General features: G+C 54.7%; 21 protein-coding genes. 12 read left to right on the top strand and 9 right to left on the bottom strand.

The features are described 5' to 3' along the window. Positions 1 to 16 precede the first annotated feature (16 nt). The 4 genes from L1I42_RS12035 to L1I42_RS12020 are packed head-to-tail and all read left to right on the top strand — an operon-like array spanning position 17 to position 4414. Positions 17 to 1099, top strand: a complete 1083-nt coding sequence (locus L1I42_RS12035) for an ABC transporter ATP-binding protein (RefSeq protein WP_236114781.1) — start codon at positions 17 to 19, stop codon at positions 1097 to 1099. An 11-nt stretch (positions 1100 to 1110) separates the two neighbouring features. Then, the gene (locus L1I42_RS12030; RefSeq protein ID WP_236114779.1) at positions 1111 to 2445 is read left to right on the top strand and encodes an aminotransferase family protein; all 1335 of its coding nucleotides are present in this window, start codon (positions 1111 to 1113) and stop codon (positions 2443 to 2445) included. Between the two features lie 2 nt (positions 2446 to 2447). Then, entirely contained in the window at positions 2448 to 3392 is a 945-nt protein-coding gene (gene kce, locus L1I42_RS12025; RefSeq protein WP_236114778.1) for a 3,5-dioxohexanoate:acetyl-CoA acetone transferase, read from the top strand. Next, a complete protein-coding gene (locus L1I42_RS12020) occupies positions 3392 to 4414 on the top strand; it encodes a histone deacetylase family protein (protein ID WP_236114777.1) in 1023 nt (340 codons plus the stop codon). Before kce ends, L1I42_RS12020 begins: the two co-directional genes overlap by 1 nt. Here the strand turns inward: L1I42_RS12020 and L1I42_RS12015 are convergent, their stop codons facing one another. Then, positions 4415 to 5641, bottom strand: a complete 1227-nt coding sequence (locus L1I42_RS12015) for a M20 family metallo-hydrolase (protein ID WP_236114775.1) — start codon at positions 5639 to 5641, stop codon at positions 4415 to 4417. After that, positions 5634 to 6296, bottom strand: coding sequence for a DUF1028 domain-containing protein (locus tag L1I42_RS12010; RefSeq protein ID WP_236114773.1), 663 nt, complete (start codon positions 6294 to 6296; stop codon positions 5634 to 5636). Before L1I42_RS12010 ends, L1I42_RS12015 begins: the two co-directional genes overlap by 8 nt. Positions 6297 to 6384: 88 nt before the next feature. Here L1I42_RS12010 and L1I42_RS12005 point away from each other — a divergent pair, with 88 nt between their 5' ends. From L1I42_RS12005 to L1I42_RS11985, 5 genes are read left to right on the top strand one after another with little or no spacing between them, the layout of a single operon-like run. Beyond that, complete coding sequence (locus L1I42_RS12005) at positions 6385 to 7962, top strand: ABC transporter substrate-binding protein (protein WP_255769274.1); 1578 nt, start codon at positions 6385 to 6387, stop codon at positions 7960 to 7962. 51 nt (positions 7963 to 8013) lie between these two features. Beyond that, positions 8014 to 8961: an ABC transporter permease gene (locus L1I42_RS12000; RefSeq protein ID WP_236114771.1), complete on the top strand. Its 948-nt coding sequence runs from the start codon at positions 8014 to 8016 to the stop codon at positions 8959 to 8961. Further along, positions 8958 to 10841, top strand: a complete 1884-nt coding sequence (locus L1I42_RS11995; RefSeq protein ID WP_236114769.1) for a dipeptide/oligopeptide/nickel ABC transporter permease/ATP-binding protein — start codon at positions 8958 to 8960, stop codon at positions 10839 to 10841. The genes L1I42_RS12000 and L1I42_RS11995 overlap by 4 nt, the downstream gene beginning before the upstream one ends. Further along, positions 10838 to 11791, top strand: a complete 954-nt coding sequence (locus L1I42_RS11990; protein WP_236114768.1) for an ABC transporter ATP-binding protein — start codon at positions 10838 to 10840, stop codon at positions 11789 to 11791. Before L1I42_RS11995 ends, L1I42_RS11990 begins: the two co-directional genes overlap by 4 nt. Then, positions 11760 to 12524, top strand: a complete 765-nt coding sequence (locus L1I42_RS11985) for a FadR/GntR family transcriptional regulator (RefSeq protein ID WP_236114766.1) — start codon at positions 11760 to 11762, stop codon at positions 12522 to 12524. The genes L1I42_RS11990 and L1I42_RS11985 overlap by 32 nt, the downstream gene beginning before the upstream one ends. Here L1I42_RS11985 and L1I42_RS11980 read toward each other — a convergent pair. Then, a complete protein-coding gene (locus tag L1I42_RS11980) occupies positions 12511 to 13722 on the bottom strand; it encodes a TIGR03862 family flavoprotein (protein ID WP_236114764.1) in 1212 nt (403 codons plus the stop codon). The two genes, L1I42_RS11985 and L1I42_RS11980, sit on opposite strands and share 14 nt — an antisense overlap. A gap of 74 nt (positions 13723 to 13796) precedes the next feature. Between L1I42_RS11980 and L1I42_RS11975 the strand changes: the two genes are divergently transcribed. After that, positions 13797 to 14486: a gamma-glutamyl-gamma-aminobutyrate hydrolase family protein gene (locus L1I42_RS11975; protein ID WP_236114762.1), complete on the top strand. Its 690-nt coding sequence runs from the start codon at positions 13797 to 13799 to the stop codon at positions 14484 to 14486. Positions 14487 to 14488: 2 nt separating this feature from the next. Here the strand turns inward: L1I42_RS11975 and L1I42_RS11970 are convergent, their stop codons facing one another. Then, complete coding sequence (locus tag L1I42_RS11970) at positions 14489 to 16927, bottom strand: sensor histidine kinase (RefSeq protein WP_236114760.1); 2439 nt, start codon at positions 16925 to 16927, stop codon at positions 14489 to 14491. Then, positions 16917 to 17588, bottom strand: coding sequence for a response regulator transcription factor (locus L1I42_RS11965; RefSeq protein WP_236114758.1), 672 nt, complete (start codon positions 17586 to 17588; stop codon positions 16917 to 16919). Before L1I42_RS11965 ends, L1I42_RS11970 begins: the two co-directional genes overlap by 11 nt. A 167-nt stretch (positions 17589 to 17755) precedes the next feature. Between L1I42_RS11965 and L1I42_RS11960 the strand changes: the two genes are divergently transcribed. Next, entirely contained in the window at positions 17756 to 18793 is a 1038-nt protein-coding gene (locus L1I42_RS11960; protein WP_236114757.1) for an AbrB family transcriptional regulator, read from the top strand. 34 nt (positions 18794 to 18827) lie between these two features. On the opposite strand, the gene L1I42_RS11955 is transcribed toward L1I42_RS11960, so the two are convergent. The 4 genes from L1I42_RS11955 to L1I42_RS11940 are packed head-to-tail and all read right to left on the bottom strand — an operon-like array spanning position 18828 to position 23065. Beyond that, entirely contained in the window at positions 18828 to 19979 is a 1152-nt protein-coding gene (locus L1I42_RS11955) for an ABC transporter ATP-binding protein (protein ID WP_236114756.1), read from the bottom strand. A gap of 4 nt (positions 19980 to 19983) precedes the next feature. Continuing rightward, entirely contained in the window at positions 19984 to 20865 is an 882-nt protein-coding gene (locus L1I42_RS11950) for a carbohydrate ABC transporter permease (RefSeq protein WP_439651503.1), read from the bottom strand. Positions 20866 to 20887: 22 nt separating this feature from the next. Continuing rightward, entirely contained in the window at positions 20888 to 21760 is an 873-nt protein-coding gene (locus L1I42_RS11945) for a carbohydrate ABC transporter permease (RefSeq protein WP_236114755.1), read from the bottom strand. 60 nt (positions 21761 to 21820) lie between these two features. Then, the gene (locus L1I42_RS11940) at positions 21821 to 23065 is read right to left on the bottom strand and encodes an ABC transporter substrate-binding protein (RefSeq protein ID WP_236114754.1); all 1245 of its coding nucleotides are present in this window, start codon (positions 23063 to 23065) and stop codon (positions 21821 to 21823) included. Between the two features lie 245 nt (positions 23066 to 23310). Here L1I42_RS11940 and L1I42_RS11935 point away from each other — a divergent pair, with 245 nt between their 5' ends. Beyond that, positions 23311 to 24048, top strand: coding sequence for a response regulator transcription factor (locus tag L1I42_RS11935; protein ID WP_236114753.1), 738 nt, complete (start codon positions 23311 to 23313; stop codon positions 24046 to 24048). The last annotated feature ends 23 nt before the right edge of the window (positions 24049 to 24071 follow it).

Raw genomic sequence — 24071 nt, 5'->3', positions numbered from 1 at the left:
CACTGGGTAGATCATCATGAGCACCGCCGTAACTTTAGACAAAATTGTGAAACGATTTGGCAGCTTCACGGCCGTCCAACCGCTTAATCTGGAGATCGAGGAGGGCAGTTTTTTGACCCTTTTGGGGCCTTCCGGCTGCGGCAAAACCACAACGTTGCGCATGATTGCCGGTCTGCTGGACCCCACTGAAGGGGATATTCTGGTGAAAGGCCAACGGGTCAACACAGTGCCGATCCACAAGCGGAATTTGGGCATTGTGTTTCAAAGCTATGCCTTGTTTCCGCACAAAACGATTTTTGAAAATGTCGCCTTTGGTCTGAAATATCGCAATGTCTCCAAAGCTGAAGTGGCCGAGAAAGTGCAGGCGGCGATGGAGCTGGTGCAATTGCCCCATATGGGTGATCGCTATCCTTCACAATTGTCTGGCGGCCAGCAGCAGCGGATTGCGTTGGCGCGGGCGATTGTGATTGAGCCGGATGTGCTGCTGCTTGATGAACCGCTTTCGGCGCTGGATGCAAATCTGCGCGAGGATATGCGGGTGGAGCTGAAAAACATTCAGGAAAAGCTGGGTGTGACCACCGTGTTTGTGACCCATGATCAGGGCGAGGCTTTGGCCATGTCCGATAATATCGTGGTGATGCGCGATGGACGTATTGAACAGGTGGGCAGCCCCTGGGAAGTGTATAACCGCCCGGCATCAGAGTTTGTGGCACAGTTCCTTGGTGCCTCCAATTTAATGGATGTTTCGGCGTCCGGCGCTGGTGCGGACAAGGTGAGTGTTGAGCTGCCGCAGTTCGGGAAATTTGAGGTGGATACCACGCAGGTGCCTCAGGGCAGTGCGTCGGAAAAAGGCAAATTGGTGTTGCGGGCGGAAAAGCTGCAATTGAGCGATAAAAAGACCAAAGTTCCCGCAGGGCAAGTGGCGGCCACAGGCACGGTGGAAGCCGTGGATTATCTGGGTCAATCCGTGCGATATTTTGTGAATGTCGGCGCGCAGAAACTGCAGGCCATCAACACAGTGGGCCAGGCCCTGTTTAATCAGGGTGACGAGGTTCAGGTGCATTTTGATCCACAAAATTGCACACTGCTTGGCGATTAGAGCTGCGCTAAATGTCAGATCATCTTTTTTATCAAACACGTCAGACACGCCCCTTTATCGAGCGTGCGGAAGGCATCTATTTGTGGGATGCGGCCGGGCAGCGCTATCTTGACGGGGCGTCAGGGGCGATGGTGTCCAATGTAGGTCACTCGCACCCGCATGTTCTGGCCCGTATGAGCGCGCAAATGCAAAGTGCGACCTTTGCCTATCGGCTGCATTTTCAAAGCGATATTGTGGAGCAGTTTGCGGCGCGGCTGGCCAAAAAGGCGCCAAAGGGCCTTGATAAGGTGTTCTTTGTATCCGGTGGCTCGGAGGCGGTGGAGACCGCGATCAAGCTGGCACGGCAGGCGACATTGGCACGCGGTGAACCGGAGCGGTTCAAGATCATGTCGCGGCTGCCCTCCTATCACGGGTCGACATTGGGCGCGGTTGCAGTGACGGGCACACCGCCTTTTGCGGAGCCGTTTGCCCCCATGATGCAAGCAATGCCCAAGGTGCGGGCGCCCTTGCACTATCTGGACGGGTTGGACCCGGAGGATCCGGGAACGGCGGCGCATTATCTCAAAGAAATTGAAGAGGCCATTCTAGCCGAAAGCCCGGAAAGCTTGCTGGCTTTCCTGGTCGAACCGGTTGGTGGGGCCTCCACCGGGGCGTTGGTGCCACCGAAGGGCTATATGGAAGGCTTGCGCGCCCTTTGTGACAAATATGGGTTGTTGCTGATTTATGATGAAGTGATGACCGGGGGCGGACGCACGGGCACTTATTTTGCGGCGGACCAATATGATGCGGTGCCCGACATGATCATCAGTGCCAAGGGGCTGGGCGGGGGCTATATGCCGCTTGGCGCGGTGATCTCTCGCAATGATCTGGTTGATGATGTGCTCGATCATGGTGGCTTTTTGCATGGCTTTACCAACGCCGCGATGCCGTTGGCGGCTGCGGCCGGCATGGGGGTGCTGGATGTGGTGGAAGAAGAGCAATTGTGCGACCGCGCCACACGCATTGGCGGTGTGCTGTTTGACCGGCTTCGCGATCTGCAGTCTGCTTATCCCTTTATTGGCGATGTGCGCGGCAAAGGGTTGTTACTGGCCTTTGAACTGATGGCAGACGGGCAAAGCAAGCAAGTTCTGCCCAAAGAGCTCAATGCCCACGTCAAGCTGGTGAATATTGCGTATGAAAACGGCCTGATCATCTATTCCCGCCGCACCCGCAATGGCACTGAAGGCGATCATTTTATGATCTGCCCGCCGCTGATCACGACCGCGGCACAGACAGATGAACTGGTCGCACTTCTGGACAAGTCGCTGGGTCAATTTGCTGACCTCTATTTGAAGGAGGTGGCCTAAAAATGGCGGATAAGGTCATTATCAGTTGTGCGCTGACTGGATCGATTCATACGCCCTCCATGTCACCGCATTTGCCGGTGAGTGGTGAAGATATGGTGCGCGAAGGCTTGGGCGCGGCGAAGGCTGGCGCTTCTATCCTGCATCTGCACGCGCGGCATCCGGAAACCGGCCAGCCCAGCGCAGCGCTGGAGCATTGGAACGGGTTCTACCCGCAATTGAGCGCGCAAAGCGATCCGATATTGAACATGTCCACTGGCGGGTCGGCGGTGATGAGCTTGGATGACCGGCTGGCTGCTGCAACCCGTTTGCAGCCGGAAATGGCGTCGCTCAATCTCGGGTCGATGAATTTTGCGCTCTATCCGCTAGCAGATCGGATCAAAGAATGGAAACATGGGTGGGAAGAGCCCTTTTTGCGCAATTCTGACGATCTGGTGTTTAAAAACACCCCGCGCGATATTGGCGAAATCGCTGAACGGCTCAACCAACGCCCGACCGTATTTGAGCTGGAATGCTATGATGTCTCGCATCTCTATATGCTGGATCATTTGGCCCAGCGCGGCGTGTTGAAGCCCCCGTTCTTTTTGCAATTTGTGTTGGGCGTTCTGGGCGGTGCCCCGCCGCTGCCAGAGGTGCTCTATTTCTTGAAAGACACAGCCGACAAATTGTTTGGTCGCGACTATCAGTTTTCGGTGATCGGCGCGGGCCGGGCGCAAATGCAAATGGCGGCGCTCTCCATTGCAATGGGTGGGCATGTGCGCGTGGGGCTTGAGGATAATCTTTATATCGCCAAGGGCCAATTGGCGACCTCTAACGCGCAACAGGTGGAAAAGGCCACAGCGCTGATTGAAGCCAATGGCAAGCAGGTCGCCACGCCTGCAGAAGCGCGCCGGATTTTGGGGGTTCCCAATGGCGCAGATAATGAAAATCTCGAACAAAGTTATGTGTAATGAAGCTGTTTTTTGATGAAGCCCAGCGGCTACATAATCCGGTCAATTTTCTCGCCTCCGGCGCGCCTCAGCCCAATCCCGAGCAGCCCGGTCGGGTACAGGCTTTGTTGGATGGGGCCAAAGCTGCAGGCCTGACCCAAAGCACAACAGAAGACCATGGCATGGGGCCGATTGCGCGGGTGCATAGCGCCGAATATGTGCATTTTCTGCAGCATATTTATAAGCGCTGGCAGCGCATTGAGGGGGGATCCGCCGAAGTGATCCCCAATATCCACCCGGATCGGCGCACCGTGAGCTATCCGAAGTCGGCAGTGGGGCAGGCGGGCTTTCATATGGCGGATACGGCATGCCCGATTTCCGAGCATACATTCCATTCGGCCTATTGGAGCGCGCAAACGGCGATGAGCGCCACCAATGATGTGCTGGCTGGAGCCAAAGCGGCCTATGCGCTGTGTCGGCCACCGGGGCATCACGCATTTTCGGATCTGGCGGGTGGATTTTGTTTTTTCAACAATTCAGCCATTGCCGCGGCGCATCTCAAGCAAAATGGATTGCGGGCGGCGATTGTTGATGTGGATTTGCACCATGGCAATGGCACTCAAGGCATCTTTTATGGTGATCGGGATGTGCTGACCGTCTCCATACACGCCGATCCAATCCGATATTATCCGTTCTTTTGGGGGCATGCCCATGAACGCGGCGAGGGCGATGCGCTTGGCACCAATCTCAACTTGCCCCTGAAGATGGGCACGGGTGATGAGGGCTTCTTGGACGCGCTCGACAAGGGGTTGGAGCGGGTGCAGCAATTTGGCACCGACATTGTTGTGGTGGCGCTGGGTCTCGACGCGTTTGAGGGCGACCCTTTTGGTGGCCTGTCTGTCAGCCAGCAGGGCTTTGCTGAGATCGGCAAGCGATTTGCCCAGATGGATTTGCCCTGCGTGATGGTGCAGGAAGGCGGATATTTGTGCGATGAGTTGGGCGACAATCTTACCGCCTTTATGTCCGGCTTTCAGGGCGGGTAGTTAAACCCGCACCGCCATATTTTTGATAAATTGCGCCAGCACCTGCACCGCATCGCCCATATCCTCAGGCGATGCATATTCGGCCGGGTTGTGGCTGATGCCATCTTTGCAGCGCACAAACATCATGGCCATCGGCCCAAGGTCCGCCATGGCAGAGGCATCGTGGGTGGCGCCGGAGGGCAGCGCCAGAGCGCGACCCAATTGCGCCTTTACGGCCTCTGCCAACGGTGATCTTAAGCTGTCCGCACATTGTTGTGCCGGTTGGGCGTAAGTCTTGTCATAGCTCACTGTCAGCCTGTTCGTTTCGGCGATCTCTTTGGCCTTGTCCTCAATTTGCTGTGCAGCTTCGGCGCGCACCGCATCGTCAGCGGAACGCATTTCAACGGTCAAACGCGCCTCATTCGGGACGGCATTGACCACATTGGGCGAAATGTCCAACGCGCCAACGGTGGCGCGCAAATGCTCGGTGTTGACCGCCAACTCATTGACGTAGCTGATCAGTTTGCTGGCGCCCACCAGCGCGTCTTGCCGGTTGCGCATGGGCAGGGTGCCCGCATGGCCAGAGACGCCATGGAAGGTGACGCTATGGCGTTCAATGCCGCAAATGGCGGTGACGACGCCGAGGGACAAATCTTCATCCTGCAGCATCGGGCCCTGCTCAATATGCACTTCCACAAAGCCCAAAGCCCGATTGTTGTTGCGCTTGAGTTTGGGGATATTGTCCGGCGACAGGCCAAAGGCCCGCATGGCCTGATCAATGGAAATCCCGTCACGATCTTTCAGGTCCAGCACCGCCGGGTCGTAGCTGCCCGCCAAGGCGCGGGAGCCGATCAGGGCTGTGGGAAAGCGCACGCCTTCTTCGTCGGCAAAGGCCAAAATTTCGACATTGAAGGGCAGGGTAATGCCTTCATCCTTCAGCTTTTTCAACGCCAGGATCGGCAGGGCAACGCCCATTATCCCGTCATAGGCGCCGCCATGGCGCACACTGTCTTGATGCGATCCCATATAAAGGGTTTGACTGGCGCCGGGGAAAGTGGTGCGGCCCACAAGGGTGCCCGCGGCATCCAGATGGGTTTCCAGCCCGGCATCCTGCATCCAGCCTTCAATCAGCTGCAACGCGTCTGCATGTTCGCGTGTGAAGGGCAGGCGGGTTACACCCGGACCTGCCTCAGAGCACTTGGCGATTTCTGTAAGACGCTCAGCGGTCAATTTTCCCCAATCAGTCAAGACCACGCTCCTTGTCGTTCGGTGTGGGCACGGTGAGATGCCAGTCGCGATAGTCCCCCGTCATGGCGCGCTGATAAAGGGCCGATAAATCGACGAGGGGTTTTTCGCTGTAATCTACGCGCAAATCTAGCGGTGCCTCGTCTGGCGAGAGCACGAGGAGCGCGCCGGACAATAGGCCGCGCGAATCTCCCCCCGCATCCTGAGCCGCATGCAGGGCGGAGAGCAGTCTGTCGCCCATGGGACCCTTGGTTTCTTGGTAGGCCTTTCGCGCGGCCGTTAGAACTTTTTGATCAGCAAGCAGATTGCCCGACACAATGCCATTTTCAAAAGGCTCAGCAAAGGCGATCTGTGTGTTTTTGCTGCCTGTGAATGATGCGCTGTTGCCTTGCGAATCAAGTGCAGCCAATTGTCGGGATTCACGCCCTTTATCGGCTGATGTAACTTTTTCGACGGCAGACTCAACGTCGGTGCCCTGTTGTAATAAATCTAAAATATCATCACGCCAGAATGTGCTGGGTGCCGCGCCCTGGCTTGCTGTAAGCCCCACATTAAAACGGCCGCGCAACACCCAGCCCCCCACGCATAATGAGCCGGTGGCGGCGGCCGCGCCCAGTTGGTTCGTCTCTGGATCGTGCACTAGAATTGAATATGTCATAATCGCTCCTCACCGCCTATTTATCATGAAAAATTGACGTTTGCAATTTATCATGATAAATACAGGGTGATCCGAAAGGGAGGTCAATATGCAAATTATGAAATTAACGCGCCGTGCCTTTGTCGCGGCATCTATTGCAGCGTTGGGACTCTTCCCCGCGCTCACAAGTGCGCATGCGCAAACGCCAGAAGATGTTTTGGTGGTTGGGCAAATTGCAGAACCGAAATCACTGGACCCGGCGGCTGTCACCGCGGTGAATGATTTCCGCATTCTGGTGAACCTTTACGAAGGGTTGGTCCGCTATAAGTCTGGCACATTGGAAGTGGCGCCCGCTTTGGCTGAAAGCTGGGAAATCAGCGAAGATGGCACCGAATACACATTCAACCTGCGCGAAGGCGTGACATTCCACGATGGCACACCCTTTAATGCGGAAGCGGTGAAGTTTAACTTTGACCGGATGTTGAATGAGGATCATCCGTATCATAACACCGGTCCATTTCCGTTGGCCTTTTTCTTCTCTGCTGTCGAAGAAACAACAGCGGTTGACGATTTGACCGTGAAGTTCAAGCTGAACGCGCCATATGCGCCATTCCTGTCCAACTTGGCTTATCCCACAGGCCTTTTGGTTTCACCAGAGGCTGTGAAGTCAAACGGCGAGGATTTTGGGCGTAACCCAGTTGGCACCGGTCCATTTAAGTTTGTTGAGTGGAAGTCAAACGAGCGTGTCGTGGTAGATCGTTATGCCGATTATTGGGGCGACCCTGCAGGTGTGCAAGCGGTCGTGTTTCGCCCGATCACCGATGCCAATACCCGTGTGGCTGAAATGCTGGCCGGTGGCATCGACATGATGGTGGAAGTGCCGCCAACCGCATTGTCTCAATTCCAAGGCGATGATTTCACCATTGTTGAGCAAGCTGGTCCTCACGTCTGGTTCCTGATTTTGAACGCGAAAGAAGGTCCATTTGCCGATAAGCGTGTTCGCCAGGCCGCGAACTATGCCATCAACAAAGAAGCCATTGTGAATGATGTGCTTGAAGGCACCGCTGATGTGGCCGCTGGCCCAACACCACCTGCCTTCGCCTGGGCCTACAATGAAGAGTTGGATCCTTATCCTTATGATCCTGAAAAAGCCAAAGAACTGTTGGCTGAAGCAGGTGCAGAGGGTGCAGAACTGACCTTCTATGTGACCGAAGGCGGTTCCGGCATGCTTGATCCGGTTGCCATGGGTACAGCCATCCAGGCTGATCTGGCCGCTGTTGGTCTTGATGTAAAAATTGAGACTTATGAGTGGAACACCTTCTTGGGTGAAGTGAACCCCGGTCTTGAAGGCAAAGCTGATATGGCTGAAATGGCCTGGATGACGAATGATCCGGATACATTGCCATACCTCGCGCTGCGGACAGACGCTTGGCCTGAAAATGGCGGTTTTAACTCTGGCTATTACTCCAATGAAAAAGTGGACGAACTGCTGGAAAAAGCACGCACATCCACCAGCCAGGAAGAGCGCGCCCAATTGTATCGCGAGATGCAAGAAATTGTGCAAGAAGATGCACCTTGGGTCTTTGTGGCCAACTGGAAGCAGAATGCTGTGACGAATGATCGGGTCGAGAACTTTGACCTCGAACCATCCTTCCTGCTGCATCTGCAGAATGTGACCAAAAACTAATCTTTGAATTGGCGGGCATTGTGCCCGCCAATTTATTCGAGGGGGGAGAAAATGGCTGCCTATATTCTCAAAAGGCTGATCTCGGCCATACCGGTGTTGTTTGGTATCACGCTGATCGTTTTTCTGATCATGGCGATGATCCCCGGTGATCCGGCTACTGCCATCCTGGGGGCCTATGCGACCCCGGAGAATGTCGCCAAGATCAATAAGGACCTTGGCTTGGATGCTCCCCTGTTTCAACGCTATTTCATCTGGCTGGGCAATATGCTCACCGGTGATTTCGGACGGTCCTATTCTTTGAACCGGCCGGTACTGGATGAAATTCTTGATCGATTCAGTGCAACGCTTATCTTGGCGGGCACCAGCTTTGTGCTGTGTGCGCTGATTGGCATTCTGGCCGGGGTTATTTCTGCCGCGCGGCAATATGGTTGGGCCGACAAAGCCATCACCTTCACCGTTCTGATCGGCATTTCCATTCCATCCTTCTTTTTGGGGATGGTGATGATCTTGATTTTTGCCGTGCGGCTGCGTTGGTTCCCGGTGTCGGGCATGTATGCAATCTATGGCGGCGGCGATTTACCCGATCTGCTCAACCACCTCGTGATGCCCGCCATTGCACTGGCGGCGGTGGCCACCGGGGTGGTGGCCCGTATGTCGCGCTCGGCGATGCTGGAAGTGTTGCGGCAAGATTATATCCGCACCGCCCGCGCCAAAGGCGTGCATGAGCGAAAGGTCATTCTGGGCCACGCCCTAAAGTCGGCGATGGTGACCATCATCCCGGTGCTGGGCATTCAGGCCGGCTTTGTGTTGTCCGGCGCGGTTTATATTGAAATGGTTTTCCAATGGCCCGGTGTTGGCCGCATGTTGGTGGACGCGATTTTGAAGCGTGACATTTTGCTGGTGCAGGGGGGCGTCGTATTTGTCGCCGCCTGCTATGTGCTGTTTAACATTGTGGTTGATGTGGCCCAGTCTCTTCTCGATCCGAGGATCAAATCATGATCCAGTTTTTCAAGCTTTTATTCCGCAATCGTTTGGCTGGCCTTGGGGCTGTAGTGCTTAGCGTTATCGTTTTGCTGGCCTTGTTCACCCCGCTTTTGCCGTTGCCCAACCCAAATATTACGGCTACGGGTGACCGGTTTTTACCGCCGTTCTCGGAAGGACATTTGCTGGGCACCGATCATCTGGGGCGCGATCTACTGTCGCGCCTGATGTGGGGCACGCGCCTGTCGCTGGCGGTTGGCGCTGCTGCCGCTTTGATCGCGGCCTTTATCGGCTCCACAATTGGCATTGTCGCCGGCTTTCTGGGCGGGCGTACGGACAATGTGATCATGCGGCTCGTCGATATGCTGATGGCTTTTCCCTATATCCTTTTGGCGCTGGCCATTGTGGCGGCGCTTGGGCCGGGGCTGATCAATGCGCTGTTCGCGGTGGCTGCGGTCAATATCCCGTTTTTCGCGCGTAATATTCGCGGCGTCACGGTGGGGCTTGCCAATAAAGAGTTTGTGGATGCGGCTCGGTTGAGCGGTATGAGCAATCTGCAAATTATCCTGTTTGAGATTTTGCCCAATGTGTTGCCGGTGATTGTGATCGCCATGTCGACCACGGTTGGCTGGATGATTTTGGAAACGGCGGGCTTGTCCTTCCTGGGGCTTGGGTCACAACCGCCCCAAGCGGATTTGGGGTCGATGCTCGGGGAAGCGCGGGCGGCGTTGATCACTTCACCGCACACCTCGATTGTGCCGGGCATCATGATCTTTTTGATTGTTATGTCGATCAATCTTTTGGGCGATGGGGTGCGCGATGCCATTGACCCGCGGCTGAAGTCAGGCGCCCTGTCTCGCCCGCTTCCCGCAACCATTGTAGAGCGTGACAGCACGCCGCCTGTGCCGAGCGATGATTTACTGGCTTTGCAGGACTTGCGCACTGAATTCCATGTGGGGGACCGCACTTACAAAGCCGTTGGCGGCGTGTCGCTGAAGGTCAATAAGGGCGAATGCCTTGGCATTATTGGCGAATCCGGGTCGGGCAAGTCCGTCACCGCCTTGTCGGTGATGGGGCTGGTGGCCTCGCCACCGGGCAAGATTGTGGGCGGCGCTGTCAGCTTCCAGGGCCATGATCTGGTGGGTGCCTCTTATGATGAGCTGCGCGAATTGCGGGGCGACCGGGTGGCCTATATTTTCCAGGACCCGCTGTCCACGTTGCATCCCCTTTATAAAGTGGGCGACCAACTGATCGAGGCCATGCAAGCGCACCGCAAAATGCCGGAAAAAGAAGCGCGGGCACGGGCTGTGGAATTGTTGGAATCTGTTCGTATTCCCAATGCGGCGCGGCGTGTGGATAACTATCCGCACGAAATGTCGGGTGGTATGCGCCAGCGTGTTTCCATCGCGATGGCATTGGCCAATGAGCCTGATGTGATTATTGCCGACGAGCCGACCACGGCGCTTGATGTGACCGTGCAGGCGCAGATTTTGACTCTGCTGGATGATTTGCGGCGCGAACGTGATTTGGCCATTGTATTCATCACCCATGATTTTGGTGTGGTGGCGCAATTGTGCGACCGGGTGGCGGTGATGTATGCGGGGCGGATTGTGGAAGAAGGACCCACAGCAGCTATTCTTGATGATCCGCAACACCCGTATACGAAAAGGCTGATGGCTTGTGTGCCTGAGTTGGGCGGCGGCAAACGCGAACTGCACGCTATTCCAGGCTTGCCCCCAGCGGTGGATAGATTGCCACAAGGCTGTGCTTTTGCGCCGCGCTGCAACTTTGCGCAGGATGTGTGCAAGCAGGGCGATATCGAGTTAGAGGCCAATGGCGATCGCGCCGTTCGGTGCCTGTTCCCTGACAAGGTTAGCCAAACCGAGGTGACATCATGAATGCACTTGAAGTGAAAAATCTCACCAAGACGTTTGAAGTTGGCAAATCACTATTCACGAAGGGGCAGGGCGTGAAAGCCGTGCGCGGCATGAGCTTTGATGTGCGTGATGGTGAAACCTTGGGCATTGTGGGCGAAAGCGGGTGTGGCAAATCCACATTGGCGCGGATGCTTGTGGGGTTGTTGCCACCAAGCGAAGGTGAAATTCAAATTGAGGGCAAGGTGCAAGATAAGGCCAGCCCGCGCGAATTTGGCCAGATGATACAATATGTGTTTCAGGATCCCATTTCGAGCCTCAATCCACGCAAGACCATACGTGAGATTATGGAAACGCCGCTCAAACGCTTGCATGGCATGGGCAAGGCCGAACGCAATAAGCGGATCAGCGAAATTTTCGCCTCGGTGAATTTGCGTGATGAGTTTTTAACCCGCTATCCACACGAATTCTCGGGCGGGCAAGCGCAACGGATCGGCATCGCCCGGGCATTGGCTGCCGCCGCCCGGATATTGATCTTGGACGAGCCTGTATCCGCGCTGGACGTGTCGGTGCAAGCGCAGGTGCTCAACTTGCTGGCCGATCTGAAAAAGGAATTTGGCCTGACCTATTTGTTCATCAGTCATGATCTGGCGGTTGTCGAGGCGGTGAGCGACCGGGTGATGGTGCTCTATTTCGGCGCTATCGTGGAAGTTGGCCCGGCAGATGCGATCTTTAAGCATGCTAAGCATCCTTACACGAAACTACTGGCCGACAGTGCGCCGGTCGTGGGGCGATCGCTTGAAGCACCAAAGCAAAAGGCCGATGAATTGCCCGATCCGCTGAACCCGCCAAAAGGCTGCCCGTTTGCCAAGCGGTGCATTTATGCTACTGACATTTGCACAACAACCGACCCGGCGCTAACTGAAATGGGAGACGACCACTTTGCCGCTTGTCACAACCCGATCAAAGGATGAACCACGGCTAAGCCGTCCGGTTCGTGTTGCTGAAGCCATCAAAGATTGGGTGGTGGAAAAGGGATTGAAAGCGGGAGACCGTTTGCCCAGTGAGCCAGAGATGATCGAGCAGTTTGGCATGGCCAAGGGTACCATTCGCGAGGCGATGCGGATTTTGGAAGCGCAGGGACTGGTGCGCACCCGCACCGGGCCAGGCGGCGGCAGCTTTGTGCACGAAGTGTCCAAGCAACGGGCACGGGCCTTGCTGGGTAATTATTTCTATTTCAAAGATCTGACCATCGCAGACATTTATGAGTTGCGCTGTACGCTCGAGCCGCAATTAGCGGCTTCGCTGGCGGGCAAGTTGTCCGATGAGTTCTTGGATAAATTGGAAGAGAATATTGCCTCATACCCTGAACCCGCGCGAACGGCAGATGAAGAACGCGAACAGCATATTGCATCCTTGCGATTTCACGCGCTATTGGCGTCGCAGTCGTGCAACAAGTTGTTGGGTTTTTTGATTGATTTTATGACCAATATGCTTGCTGATCTAACGGTTTATCGCAAATTGTATAACCCGCCCAACGCAGAGCTGTGGCAAAAGGGTCGCGATTATCAGGTTCATCTGGTGCAGGCGCTGCGCGACGGCGATGCCAAGGCGGCCCATCAGATTATGGGTGATCATATGGCGACGGCGCAGACTTTGATGTCTTTGCAAGAAGCGGAAATGCAAAAGCGGTTTATTTCTGAATAGACCACTTCAGCGCACCATAAGCTGCGGCGCGGCCCGTGGCGAAGCAGGCGGTGAGCAGATAGCCTCCGGTCGGTGCTTCCCAGTCCAGCATCTCCCCTGCGACAAACAGGCCGGGGCGCTTTTTCAGCATATAATTAGCGTCAACCTCACCCCATTTCACCCCACCAGCGCTCGAAATCGCATCTTTGATCGGGCGGGGGGCAGTGAGCGGCAGGGGCAGTGCTTTTATCAGCTTGGCCAGCGTGTTAGGTGGCATTTTGTTGGCGTCTGGCGCGACTTCGCGGATCAGTGCCGCTTTGGCTCCGGTCAGTTTTGTGCCCTTACGCAGGCGGTTGGAAAAGCTTTGCTTTTGGTTTTGCTTTTCTAGATTTGCGGTGAGCTTGTCGAGCGATTGATCCGGCACCAGGTCTAGAACAAGTGCCGCGTGTCCAACCGCATTGATTTCGTCACGCAAAGCGGCGCTATGATGATAAATCAAGCTGCCCTCAACGCCATGCTGCGCGATGACAAACTCACCCTTTTGGCTTCCCATCTTGCTGGTGGCGCTGACTGATTTGATGGGGGCACCGGCGAACTTTTCTTTAAAAAAATCGCTCCATTCTACCTCAAAGCCGCAATTGGCGGGCTGGAAGGGCGCGACCTCAACACCAATCGCCTCAAGATAGTTAACCCAGTCGCCATTGCCGCCCAAACGCGGCCATGAAACGCCGCCCAGAGCGAGGACAACTGCATCATGCTGCACGGCAATAGTGTCGTTGAGTGTTTGGAATGAGAGCTTTTCGCCGTCGAAACCTTGCCAGCGATGTCGGGTTTTAAGGGTGACGCCGAGCTTCTCCAGCCGCTTCAACCAGTTGCGCAACAGGGGAGATGCTTTCATCACTTTGGGAAAGACGCGGCCAGAGGACCCCACAAAAGTGTCGGCGCCCAGCTCATTGGCCCAGCGGCGAATATCCATGGGCATCAGGTCGTCAAGTGCTTGCGCCATATGGGGCAAGGCCGCGCCAAATCGAGTTTTGAACTGTTCAAAATCCTCATTATGGGTCAAGTTCAAACCAGACTTTCCCGCCATCAAAAACTTGCGGGCTGGGGTGGGCATGGCCTCATAGATGGTGACTTTACGGCCGTGCTGGCTTAAAAGTTCTGCTGCAGCCAGACCAGCTGGTCCTCCGCCAATGATGGCAAAATCTGTTTGTGTCATAGCGTCATCAGGTGCCATAGGGGGCGGGCACATGCAAGACAATTGCGCGGCGAGGCGCGGTGGGGGGAATATTTATGTCACCAAGAATTGCGATATTGCTTGATGAAAATACTAGTGAGGGTGGCACGCGCTATGAGCTGGGCAAAAATTATGTCGAGGCAATTGCGCGCGCTGGCGGCCAGCCATTTGGACTGTTCTTTACCCCTGCACAATTGAAGAGTGCCGCGCGTGAGTTCGACGGGTTGCTCTGTCCCGGCGGGCGGTTTACTTATCCTGATGATTTTTATGCGCAAGATTTGGTGTCCAACTCGCCGCCAAGCGATCGATTTGAAACGGAGCGGCAGTTGGTCGAAGATTTTTTGGCGTTGGACAAGCCGGTGCTGGGCATGTGTGCAGGGATGCAGCTTTTGGCCTGTGTCCGTGGGGCAAAGATGACACCGGATTTGGTGAAAACTGAACAGGTGGCGCGGCATGATGGACCCGAAATTCGGCACCCGATTGACATCGTGCCGGACACCAAGCTGGCCGCGATTACCAGTCTAGAATCATTGGACGTGAATAGTTTCCATCGCGAAGCACTGGTCTGGTGTCCGGATGAGGTGGTGATCAGCGCTCGCGCGCCAGACGGGATTATTGAGGCGATAGAGTTGCGGGACTACAAATTTGCCATCGGGCTGCAATGGCATCAGGAAAAGTTTCAGGCTGAAATTCACCCTGGCAACGCAATCTTTGACGCCTTTATCGCGGCCTGCACCCGAGCGTGATCCTAGTTGATTTCCTGCACCGCTTCTTGCCAGCTTTCCAAAAACTTTTCTCGTTTCATCCGGTCGAGATAGGTCAAAAGGCCGATAGAAAGTCGGATCGGCACAAAGCGTCCGGAATCGATGGACAGCACATTTTCAGCGCTCGCTTCGTTGCTGCGCAAATGGGTTTCAGAGATGGGCAGCAGGCCCGACTTTTCCGATATCACTGATTGACCTGCATCGGAGAGCAAAAAGCTCACAAAGTCTCGGGCCCAATCGCGATTGTCGGCGGTTTTGGAAACAAAAACGGTGCGGGACATGACCGGGTTAAAATCGTCGAAAAAGTGCACGCCTAGGTCTGGTTTGTCCTTGGTGGCGTTCAAGGCATAGGAGCCAATCACATTCAGGCTCATTTTCAGCTCGCCGCTGGCGGTGGCATCGATCATGCTGCCCGTGCAGCAAAATACGCGCACGCCTGCTCGCCCAAGGCTTTCTGCAATGCGGAAAAACTGTTGCGACAACCGCGCTTCCTGGGTGGCGAGCAGATAGCCAGCGCCGGACGTCCGGATATCATAATAGCCAATTTGGGCGCGCAATTGATCTTCATTGTCGCGAATAAAATTGGCCATGTCCGCGTGCGTTTCAGGCAGGTCAATACCCTCAAAAGTTGGCTTGTGATAAATAACGGCGGCTGGTTCGAACGTGTAGCCGAACAGTTCCGAGCGCCATGCGGCCCATGGCTTTACGTTGGGCAGGCTTTGCTCTGGCAAAGCTTGCGCATAGCCTTTATTGACCAGATCAATCTGCAGGTCCATGGCCGAGCTCATGACAATGTCTGGCGTATCCGGATCGTTGTTCAAGATGCGCTGGTAAAGCTCCGTGGTGAGGATCTCAGTATAGCTGACGTCGATCCCGGGATTGGCAGCCATATAGGCATCAACCACCGGTTGAAAGGCGGATTTATCTGTTGCGCCCCAAATTTCCAAAACAGTTGGGTCTGCGAATGCATCTTGGTGCCAAGGGCCACCGATAAGACCGATACCGGCCAAAATGAATAGTGCAGCTAACCGCTGGACTTCAAACACCAATTGTGCCAAAAGGCCGCCTTTTTTTCCCTCTTTGAGGTTCAACTGGGCATTATGGGCATCAGCCACTTCCTTCACGATGGCCAGCCCCAAGCCGGTGCCATTGGCTTTTATATCAAGGGATTTGAACCGCTCCAGTGCTTCCTCCCTTTGGTGTTCGGGAATGCCTGGCCCTTCATCTTCAACCTCCACAGAAATGTGACCTCCGCCCATCTGGACGAGGCGTAAGGTGATTTCATTGGTTTCCGGTCCATGACGAATGGCATTTTCAATTAGGTTTTTCAGTGCCTCATTGATTGAGATCTGGTCACCAAAAGTCATCGCTTCTTCGCTGGCAATATCCTCATCGTCGAGAATGAGGTTGATTTTGCGCAGGCTCGTATCGCGCAACATGTCACTGATCAAATCCCGGACTAATTTTTTGAGATCAAAGGCGGTCATGGCCTGATTTTCCGCCCGGTGAATCACCATGGCGTGGGATAGCAACTGATTGGTCAGGCGGGTGGCGCGACCGGCTTGATCCGCAGCTCGATTGAGGCGTCGGCGCATTTGCGTTTGATCCTCGGCGTCCGCGGCCAAACTCAGATGTCCTTGCAGGGCGGACAGGGAAGTGCGGGTCTGGTGTGCCACATCAGCCATGAAAGCTTCGCTTTGTTGTCGGGCAAGGTCAAGACGGGCCATAAAGCCGTTGATGGCGTTGATTAATCCGGCCACCTCACGTGGTGGTTGCAGTTGCAACTCGGTCAAATCCGTAGGTTCGCGTCGAGACAAGTTGTCCTCAATCTTGGCCAATGGTTGCAAGGCCTTGCCGATGGCCAGCCACACAAAGCCCATCCCGATCAACGAGATGATGGCGACGCCCGTGAGTGCGGCTATAAATAGCGAAAAGGCATGGCTATCGCGCGCAATTGTTGTCTGAGCGATGGTGATTGTGACCCATTTTCGCTCATCTGGTGTGATGATGTTGCGGCTTTGATGCACCATGCGGACCCGGGCGTCCATAAACACATCATCGGTGAATTGGGGACTGGCATTGTTGCTTTGTGGAGCCAGACTGGTCAGTTCCGGGTTGCCGGTCAACAATTCACCATCTTCCGTGGTGAGGCTATAAAACACCCGATCCTGAGGCGCCAAGCTCAAAATGTCGAGCGCCGAATGGGGCAAATCGACGGCGATCTCTTCATCGGCGTATGAGACCTTTTCCAAAATCGACAAGGCCGCCCCTGCCAACAACAAATCGTAGCTTTTGTTGGCAGCGTTGCGGGTGAACCCAATCAGAAACAGGGAAATGATCACCAACAAAAGGGCAAAGCCGATGCCCATGGCGGTCATTAATCGGCGGCGAAGGGAATAATGTCCGCGCTGTCTAGTTTTCATCTACATAAACCATATAACCTAAACCGCGCACAGTTTTGATGATTAGGGGTGTGGCTTCCAGTTTCTTGCGCAGGCGGGTCACATGTTGTTCCACCGCGTTCAGACTTGGCGCTTCATCATAGGTGTAAAGTTTGTCGGCCACTTCTTCCTTGCTCAATACGCTGCCCAGTCGGCTGAGAAAAATCTCAATGAGTTGCACTTCTTTATTCTTCAAATCTAAGTCTTTCCCATCGACATAGGCGCGGCGGGCCAGTCGATCATAGGTGAAATTATCCGCAACAAATGCGTTGACGGCCGCGCCAGCACTGCGCCGTCCAAGAACGCGCACGCGGGCACCCAACTCACGAAAGTCAAAGGGTTTGACCATAAAATCATCAGCTCCGGCATCCAGCCCTACCACACGGTCTTCAATCTGGGAGCGTGCGGTGAGCACCAGCACGGGAATATCAACCTTGCCCGCGCGCATGGATTTTAAAATCTCAAAGCCAGATTTATCGGGCAGATTCACGTCAAGGATCACCAGATCAAATTGCGCGTGTTTTAACAAAAGGTCGGCGGTTTCACCATTGGTTTCCAAATCAACGACGTGTCCTTCGCCCTGCAGGCGCTCGACGATGGTTTCGGCCAAGTCCAGATTATCTTCAACGACCAAGATGCGCATGGGCTTATCATACGCCGCAAATAGAAAGCGCCAAGTGTTTTTACTTAAAATCACAACGTGTCAGCCTCATGTCAGTCAAATGACCTTGCACTTGAGCTAAAATCTGCAAGCATAGTCGCCATCATTTGGGGGCAGTTTTGAGCACCATTTTCCAAAGAAAAACATTTTTGATTGCAATCAAAACGCTGATTGTCGGATTTGCCGGTACCGGCGTGGCGTTGGCGCTTGATTTGCCTGCCGCGCCGTTGCTGGGTGCCATGCTGGCAACTGCGGCGTTGGGCTGGGCCGGGGCCAAATTATATGTGCCGGATCGGTTTCGGGATATCGGGCTGTTGGTGATCGGCCTCTCGTTGGGATCCGGTTTTACCGCGGATATGATCGAACAGGCAGGCACGTTTGCTTTCAGTCTGAGCTTGCTCAGCGTTTCGATTGTGTTGTCCATGTTGGCAAGCACTTGGATATTGGCGCGGTATTGGAATCACTCGACCTCGACCGCTTTATTGGCCAGTGCGCCGGGCACCTTGTCGCTGGCGCTGGCCATGGCGGCGGAAGGTAAGGGCGATAGCACAACAGTGATCTGTTTACAGTCGATGCGCTTGTTAATGCTCGCCGCCTTTTTGCCGCTGTTGGTCAGCTTTCTTGGGGCAGAGGGTGCTGGCGCGGCCGGTGGCGATGTTGTTTTGGGGTGGAATTTGTTGGCCCTCTTGGCGATCGGAGGTGTGTTCTTGGCTTTGGTTTTCGCGCGGTTCCATTTGCCTGCCCCCTTCTTGCTAGGCGGTATGGTTGTAAGCGCGGTGGCGCACATTCTTGAATGGGCTCACGGCTTGCCCCCCTTTATAATTATTGTCGTTGGTTTCGCGTTGGTCGGTGCCGCTAGCGGTGCGCGATTTTCCAATATTGCGCTGCGAGATCTGACCAAAAATATAGGTGGCGCCTTGGCCAGTGTCGCATTGGCGGCGCTGGTTTCAGCCTTGTTTGCGTTGGTCACCAGTTCCGTTTCCGACTTGCCGTTAGCTCAGGTCTGGGTGGCTTATGCGCCGGGGGGCGTGGAGGCGATGGCAGCCATCGGGTTGGCTCTGGGGTTTGATCCGGCCTTTGTGGCGCTACATCACCTGTTCCGGATTTCGTTGCTGATCGTCATCCTGCCTCTCTTTGTCAGTTTCGCTGTGGCGCGCGGACAAAAAAATGCCGGGGCTAACAAGTAGCACCCGGCGAGGAAGGAAGAGTGGGGTGCGCCCATCAGGCGATGCGCGCACCGGATTCTGGTTCAAATACAGATGCTTTTGACAAATCAAACGCGAAGTTGGCCGTTTCGCCGGCGGTGATTTGCGCATCAGCATTGAGGCGGGCCGTGACTTGCTTGCCGCCTAGATTGGTGACCACAAAAGTGTCTGACCCGGCAGGCTCCACCACGTCGACCCGGCAATCCGCCACTTGGCCCTTGGTGATGTGCTGATTTGCAGAATCGGTAATGTTTTCAGGGCGCAACCCGAGGATCACCGACTTTCTGGTGTCAGTCAGGCCTTTAATCTCGCGATCAAAATCAAGCACAATATCGTCCATATCCGGTCTGGTGATGGAGATTTTTGCGGTGCCGCCCACCTTTTCCACTTGCGCTGGAATGAGGTTCATCGAGGGAGACCCCATAAAGTCAGCCACAAACATATTGGCGGGCTGGTTGTAGATCTCATTCGGGGTGCCCACCTGCTGGATGATCCCATCTTTCATCACCACAATCTTGGTGGCCAATGTCATGGCTTCGATCTGATCGTGGGTCACATAGACGATGGAGGCGCCAAGTGTTTGGTGCAGCCGTTTGATTTCGGTGCGCATTTCCACCCGTAGCTTTGCGTCGAGGTTGGAGAGCGGTTCGTCAAACAAGAACAGTTGTGGGTCGCGCACCAGAGCCCGGCCCATGGCGACACGCTGGCGTTGACCGCCGGAAAGCTGCGATGGTTTGCGATCCAGCAAATGCTCAATTTGCAGCAGGGTGGCCACTTCGTTTAGCTTGCGTTGTTGTTCCGCCTCTGGCACCCCACGCACCTTCATGCCGAAGGTGATGTTTTTGCCCACGGTCATGGTGGGATAAAGGGCGTAGGATTGGAACACCATGGCGATGTCGCGATCCTTAGGCGAGACGCCATTCATGGAGCGCCCGCCAATGCGGATGTCGCCGCCCGTGGCTTTCTCCAGGCCGGCAATGCAGTTGAGCAGAGTGGATTTGCCGCAACCTGAGGGGCCGACAAGCACCAGAAAGTCTCCCGGCTCAATCGCCACATTGATGTCTTTTAGGATTTTGACCGAACCAAAGCTTTTGTCCAGGTTTTCGACCGACAGAATATGCTGTTCGGCGCTTGGTGAGGTCATTTCTTTTTTGAGTGCGTTGGACATGGGATTATCCCTTCACTGAGCCCGCGGTGAGGCCGCGAATAAAATATTTACCTGCAACCACATAGACGAGAAGGGTGGGCAATGCCGCGATGATGGCTGCGGCCATATCCACATTATATTCCTTCACGCCGGTGGTGGCGTTGACGATGTTGTTCAAAGCAACGGTGATGGGTTGGGTGCCGGCCTGGCTGAAAGACACGCCGAACAGGAAGTCGTTCCAGATCTGAGTGAACTGCCAGATGACCGTTACCACAATGATCGGCGGCGATACCGGCAGAAAGATTGAAAAGAAGATACGGAAGAATCCTGCACCATCCACCTTGGCTGCTTTCACCAATTCTACCGGAATGGTGACGTAGAAATTGCGGAAGAACAGGGTGGTGAAACCAATGCCATAGACAATATGCACGAGCATCAGCCCCGGAATGGTGCCCGCAATTTTCAGCGCGCCCAGGGTGATGGCCATGGGCAGCAGCACCACCTGGAATGGGATGAAGCACCCGAACAGCATCAGGGCAAAAAGAATGTTTGACCCTTTGAACCGCCACTGTGCCAGCACATAACCATTGATCGCACCCAACAAGGTGGAAATGGCCACGGCCGGGATGGACAGCATCACGGAGTTCCAAAAATAAGGGCGCAGGCCTTCACATTGAATGCCGGTGCAGGCGCTGGACCAAGCTTTGCCCCAGGAAGAGAAATCAATCTCACGTGGCAATGACAGCAATGAACCCGTGCGGATTTCATCTAGGCTTTTCAGTGAGGTCACGACCATCACGAAAAGCGGCATCAAATAATAAAGGGCGAACAGGATGAGCAGAACATAGAGACCAAGGCGTAAGGCAACCCGCTTCATTAGGCGATTGCGACTGGCCCGTTCATCCATTTGTGCGTCGTTCAAGCTAAGATCAGTCATGGCGGGGTCTCAGTTCTGAATAAAGGTAAGGCACGATAATGGCGGTCACGATCATCATCATAACCGTGGCGCTGGAGGCTGCCTGCCCGATATCGCCGCGGGAAAAGGCCATGGCGTACATAAAGGTGGCGGGCAGATCAGTGGCATAGCCGGGGCCGCCGCCGGTGAGAGCAATCACCAAGTCAAAGCTCTTAATCGCCAAATGAGACAAGACGATAAATGACGACAAAAAGATCGGTGCCATTGAGGGGATGATGATGCTCATATAGATGCGCGGTGTGGAAATGCCATCCACCATTGCGGCGCGTATGATCTCACCATCTACCGAGCGCAGGCCGGCCAAAAACAGGGCCATGACAAAGCCTGAGGATTGCCAGACGCCAGCGATCACGACTGTATAAATCGCCAGATCCGGGTTCACCAACCAATCGAACGTGAAATTTTCAAAGCCCATATCACGGAATACGGATTCGATGCCGAGGCCGGGGTTCAAAATCCACTTCCACGCGGTCCCGGTGACGATAAAGCTGAGGGCCATGGGGTAAAGATAAATTGTGCGTAGCGGGCCTTCGGTGCGGATTTTCTGGTCAAGCAAGATTGCCAAAATCAGGCCGATCACCATGGCGAACAGGATGAACAGAATGCCAAAGATGGCCAGATTGGTCAGCGCCACTTCCCAGCGCGGGCTGTTTGCCAGTTTTTCATATTGGATCGGGCCAACCAGATCATATTTGGGCAATAGCCGGGACTTGGTGAACGAGACATAGGCGGTCCAGCCAATAAAGCCATACACAAACACGAAAATGGCAATCAAACTGGGGGCCAGCACCAGTTTGGGGACATGTTTTTCGAGCCAGTCGGTCATTGAGAAACTCCAGTAACACCCACGCGGCTTGCCGCGTGGGTGAGAGGTTTTAGGCGTTAATTATTGTGAAGCAGCGACCGCATTGGCCAGTTGCTCGACAGCCTGCTCAGCGCTCATGTCTGAGTTGAAGTGCGCTGTGACCACATCGGTGATCGCGCCAGCTTGTGCACCGCGCAGGGCCATGCCGTGGGCATAGCTTGGCAGCAGGAAGCCGTTGTCGATGGCTTCATTCAAGTCGGCGTTGGACTGACGTCCGCAGAACTCAAACTCGTCCATTGAAACGTCGAGACGCGCTGGAATGGAGCCTTTGTTCAGGTTGAACACTTTCTGGAAGTTCTCGCCCATGGTGAGCTTGGCCAACAATTTCTGGCCAGCTTGACGGTCTTCACCGTCTACATTGAAGAATGCAAAGCTATCCACGTTGTACAAATAGGCGCCACCTGAAGGTGAAGAGCAGTAGAAATCTTTGCCTGGCTCTTTGCCTGCCGCGATAAACTCGCCTTTGGCCCAGTCGCCCATAATTTGGAAAGCGGCTTCGCCATTGATCACCATGGCTGTAGCCAGATTCCAGTCACGACCGGAGAAGTTGTCGTCAACATATCCGCGCAGCGTACGCATTTGGTCGAACACCTGCTTCATGGTGTCAGATTTCAACGCATCCTGGTCTAGATCAACCAAGGCTTTTCGGTAGAAATCGGGTCCGCCTAGACCGACTGCAACGGCTTCGAAGAGTGTGGCGTCTTGCCAGGCTTGACCACCATGTGCCAGTGGCAAAATGCCCATGCCCTGCAGTTTTTCGGCAGCGGCGTTGAACTCATCCCAGTTTTTCGGTGGTTCGATGCCGGCTTCATCCAAAATATCTGAGTTTGACCAAATCCAGTCGATCCGGTGAATGTTAACCGGTGCAGCACAGTATTCGCCATCACATTTCAAATGATATTGGATCGCCTCTGGCAGCAGCTCATCCCAGTTTTCTGCTTCAGCAACGTCTTGGATGTTGCCCAATGCGCCTTCTTCATACCATTCTTGGATGGAGGGGCCTTTCAACTGCACGGCTGTCGGCGCATTCCCGGAAAGTACACGGGCACGCAGGGCCGTCATGGCCGCATCGCCACCGCCGCCAGCAACAGGCATATCGGTCCACGTGCCGCCATTTGCGTTAAATTCTTCCATAAGCACCTTCACCGCTGCGGCTTCGCCGCCAGAGGTCCACCAGTGCAACACTTCGGCTTCAGGGTCGGCTTTGGCAGCTGTTGTTGCCAAACCCAGCGCCAATGCGCTTGTGACCATAAGCATTTTTTTCATCATTTTTCCTCCCGCAAATAATTTGCTGAACCCAACAACCGCCCCTTTGCGGTGTGGGTGAAATCACATGCTAATGCCCGTCCCCGATTCACAAGATGGAATCGTTCATGTTGTGGTCACAGGGCGCTAATTTTTACGCCTTCTGTTACACGTTGTTACATCGGGGCTTTGCTTGTTACAATTTGTTACCCACTATAGGCGACAGTCGCGCTATTTGGGATGACAAATTGCGGTTGGGGAGGACTATGACCATTCGGCGTATATTGGTTGTCGATGATGACCCGGATGTGGGCATCATGCTCAAACAATATTTGACTCGCGAGGGCTATGCGGTGGAAATCGCCCATGATACCGCCACAGCGCTGATCAAAGTGGGGCAACAGCGGGTGGATTTAATTTTTCTGGATGTGATGCTGGGAAAGGAATCCGGCTTTGATGTGTGTCAGCGATTGCGGGCTGACAATGATGTGCCGATTATTTTTTTGTCTGCCCTGTCAGCAGACCATCATCGACTAACGGGCTATCAGGTCGGGGGAGACGATTATATCGCCAAGCCGTTTAATCCAGGCTTATTGTTAGCGCGGGTGCGCGCTGTGTTTCGCCGCACGCAACGCGCGAGCTCGCTTTCTTATCGCCGGGATACCAGTACCTATTTATTTGACCGTTGGTGTTTTCGTGGAGACCGTGAGGAATTGGTGGATCAAGATGGTGTGGAAACAATGCTTTCAAAGCGGGAGACCGCATTACTCAAGGCATTTCTGGCGAACCCACAAATCCCGTTGACGCGCGAGGAAATCTCCAGCGTGCTGACGGGAGAAGATGAGCCGCAGGCAAAACTGGATGCGCAACAAAGTCGTGCCATTGATGTGTTGGTTGGCCGTTTGCGTCAGAAGGTGGAGCGCAATGCGAAGGCGCCTAAATTGATCAAAACGGTGCGCGGCACGGGTTATCAGCTTTGCACGGCGGTGCAGCGCGATGGATGAAGGGCTCAAGCAGGCTCAGGAAG

Source organism: Maritalea mediterranea, assembly GCF_021568695.1.
Lineage (GTDB): Bacteria > Pseudomonadota > Alphaproteobacteria > Rhizobiales > Devosiaceae > Maritalea > Maritalea mediterranea.
Note: the sequence above shows the minus strand (reverse complement) of the source record. Positions and strands in the feature narration are given on the sequence as shown.

What these genes read in the sequence shown, in the direction of transcription:
- L1I42_RS12035 (WP_236114781.1), top strand. Translation starts at nt 17, where the DNA reads ATGAGCACCGCCGTAACTTTAGACAAAATTGTGAAACGATTTGGCAGC.
- L1I42_RS12030 (WP_236114779.1), top strand. Translation starts at nt 1,111, where the DNA reads ATGTCAGATCATCTTTTTTATCAAACACGTCAGACACGCCCCTTTATC.
- kce (WP_236114778.1), top strand. Translation starts at nt 2,448, where the DNA reads ATGGCGGATAAGGTCATTATCAGTTGTGCGCTGACTGGATCGATTCAT.
- L1I42_RS12020 (WP_236114777.1), top strand. Translation starts at nt 3,392, where the DNA reads ATGAAGCTGTTTTTTGATGAAGCCCAGCGGCTACATAATCCGGTCAAT.
- L1I42_RS12010 (WP_236114773.1), bottom strand. Translation starts at nt 6,296, where the DNA reads ATGACATATTCAATTCTAGTGCACGATCCAGAGACGAACCAACTGGGC.
- L1I42_RS12005 (WP_255769274.1), top strand. Translation starts at nt 6,385, where the DNA reads ATGCAAATTATGAAATTAACGCGCCGTGCCTTTGTCGCGGCATCTATT.
- L1I42_RS12000 (WP_236114771.1), top strand. Translation starts at nt 8,014, where the DNA reads ATGGCTGCCTATATTCTCAAAAGGCTGATCTCGGCCATACCGGTGTTG.
- L1I42_RS11995 (WP_236114769.1), top strand. Translation starts at nt 8,958, where the DNA reads ATGATCCAGTTTTTCAAGCTTTTATTCCGCAATCGTTTGGCTGGCCTT.
- L1I42_RS11990 (WP_236114768.1), top strand. Translation starts at nt 10,838, where the DNA reads ATGAATGCACTTGAAGTGAAAAATCTCACCAAGACGTTTGAAGTTGGC.
- L1I42_RS11980 (WP_236114764.1), bottom strand. Translation starts at nt 13,722, where the DNA reads ATGACACAAACAGATTTTGCCATCATTGGCGGAGGACCAGCTGGTCTG.
- L1I42_RS11975 (WP_236114762.1), top strand. Translation starts at nt 13,797, where the DNA reads ATGTCACCAAGAATTGCGATATTGCTTGATGAAAATACTAGTGAGGGT.
- L1I42_RS11970 (WP_236114760.1), bottom strand. Translation starts at nt 16,927, where the DNA reads ATGAAAACTAGACAGCGCGGACATTATTCCCTTCGCCGCCGATTAATG.
- L1I42_RS11965 (WP_236114758.1), bottom strand. Translation starts at nt 17,588, where the DNA reads ATGCGCATCTTGGTCGTTGAAGATAATCTGGACTTGGCCGAAACCATC.
- L1I42_RS11955 (WP_236114756.1), bottom strand. Translation starts at nt 19,979, where the DNA reads ATGTCCAACGCACTCAAAAAAGAAATGACCTCACCAAGCGCCGAACAG.
- L1I42_RS11950 (WP_439651503.1), bottom strand. Translation starts at nt 20,865, where the DNA reads ATGGATGAACGGGCCAGTCGCAATCGCCTAATGAAGCGGGTTGCCTTA.
- L1I42_RS11945 (WP_236114755.1), bottom strand. Translation starts at nt 21,760, where the DNA reads ATGACCGACTGGCTCGAAAAACATGTCCCCAAACTGGTGCTGGCCCCC.
- L1I42_RS11940 (WP_236114754.1), bottom strand. Translation starts at nt 23,065, where the DNA reads ATGAAAAAAATGCTTATGGTCACAAGCGCATTGGCGCTGGGTTTGGCA.
- L1I42_RS11935 (WP_236114753.1), top strand. Translation starts at nt 23,311, where the DNA reads ATGACCATTCGGCGTATATTGGTTGTCGATGATGACCCGGATGTGGGC.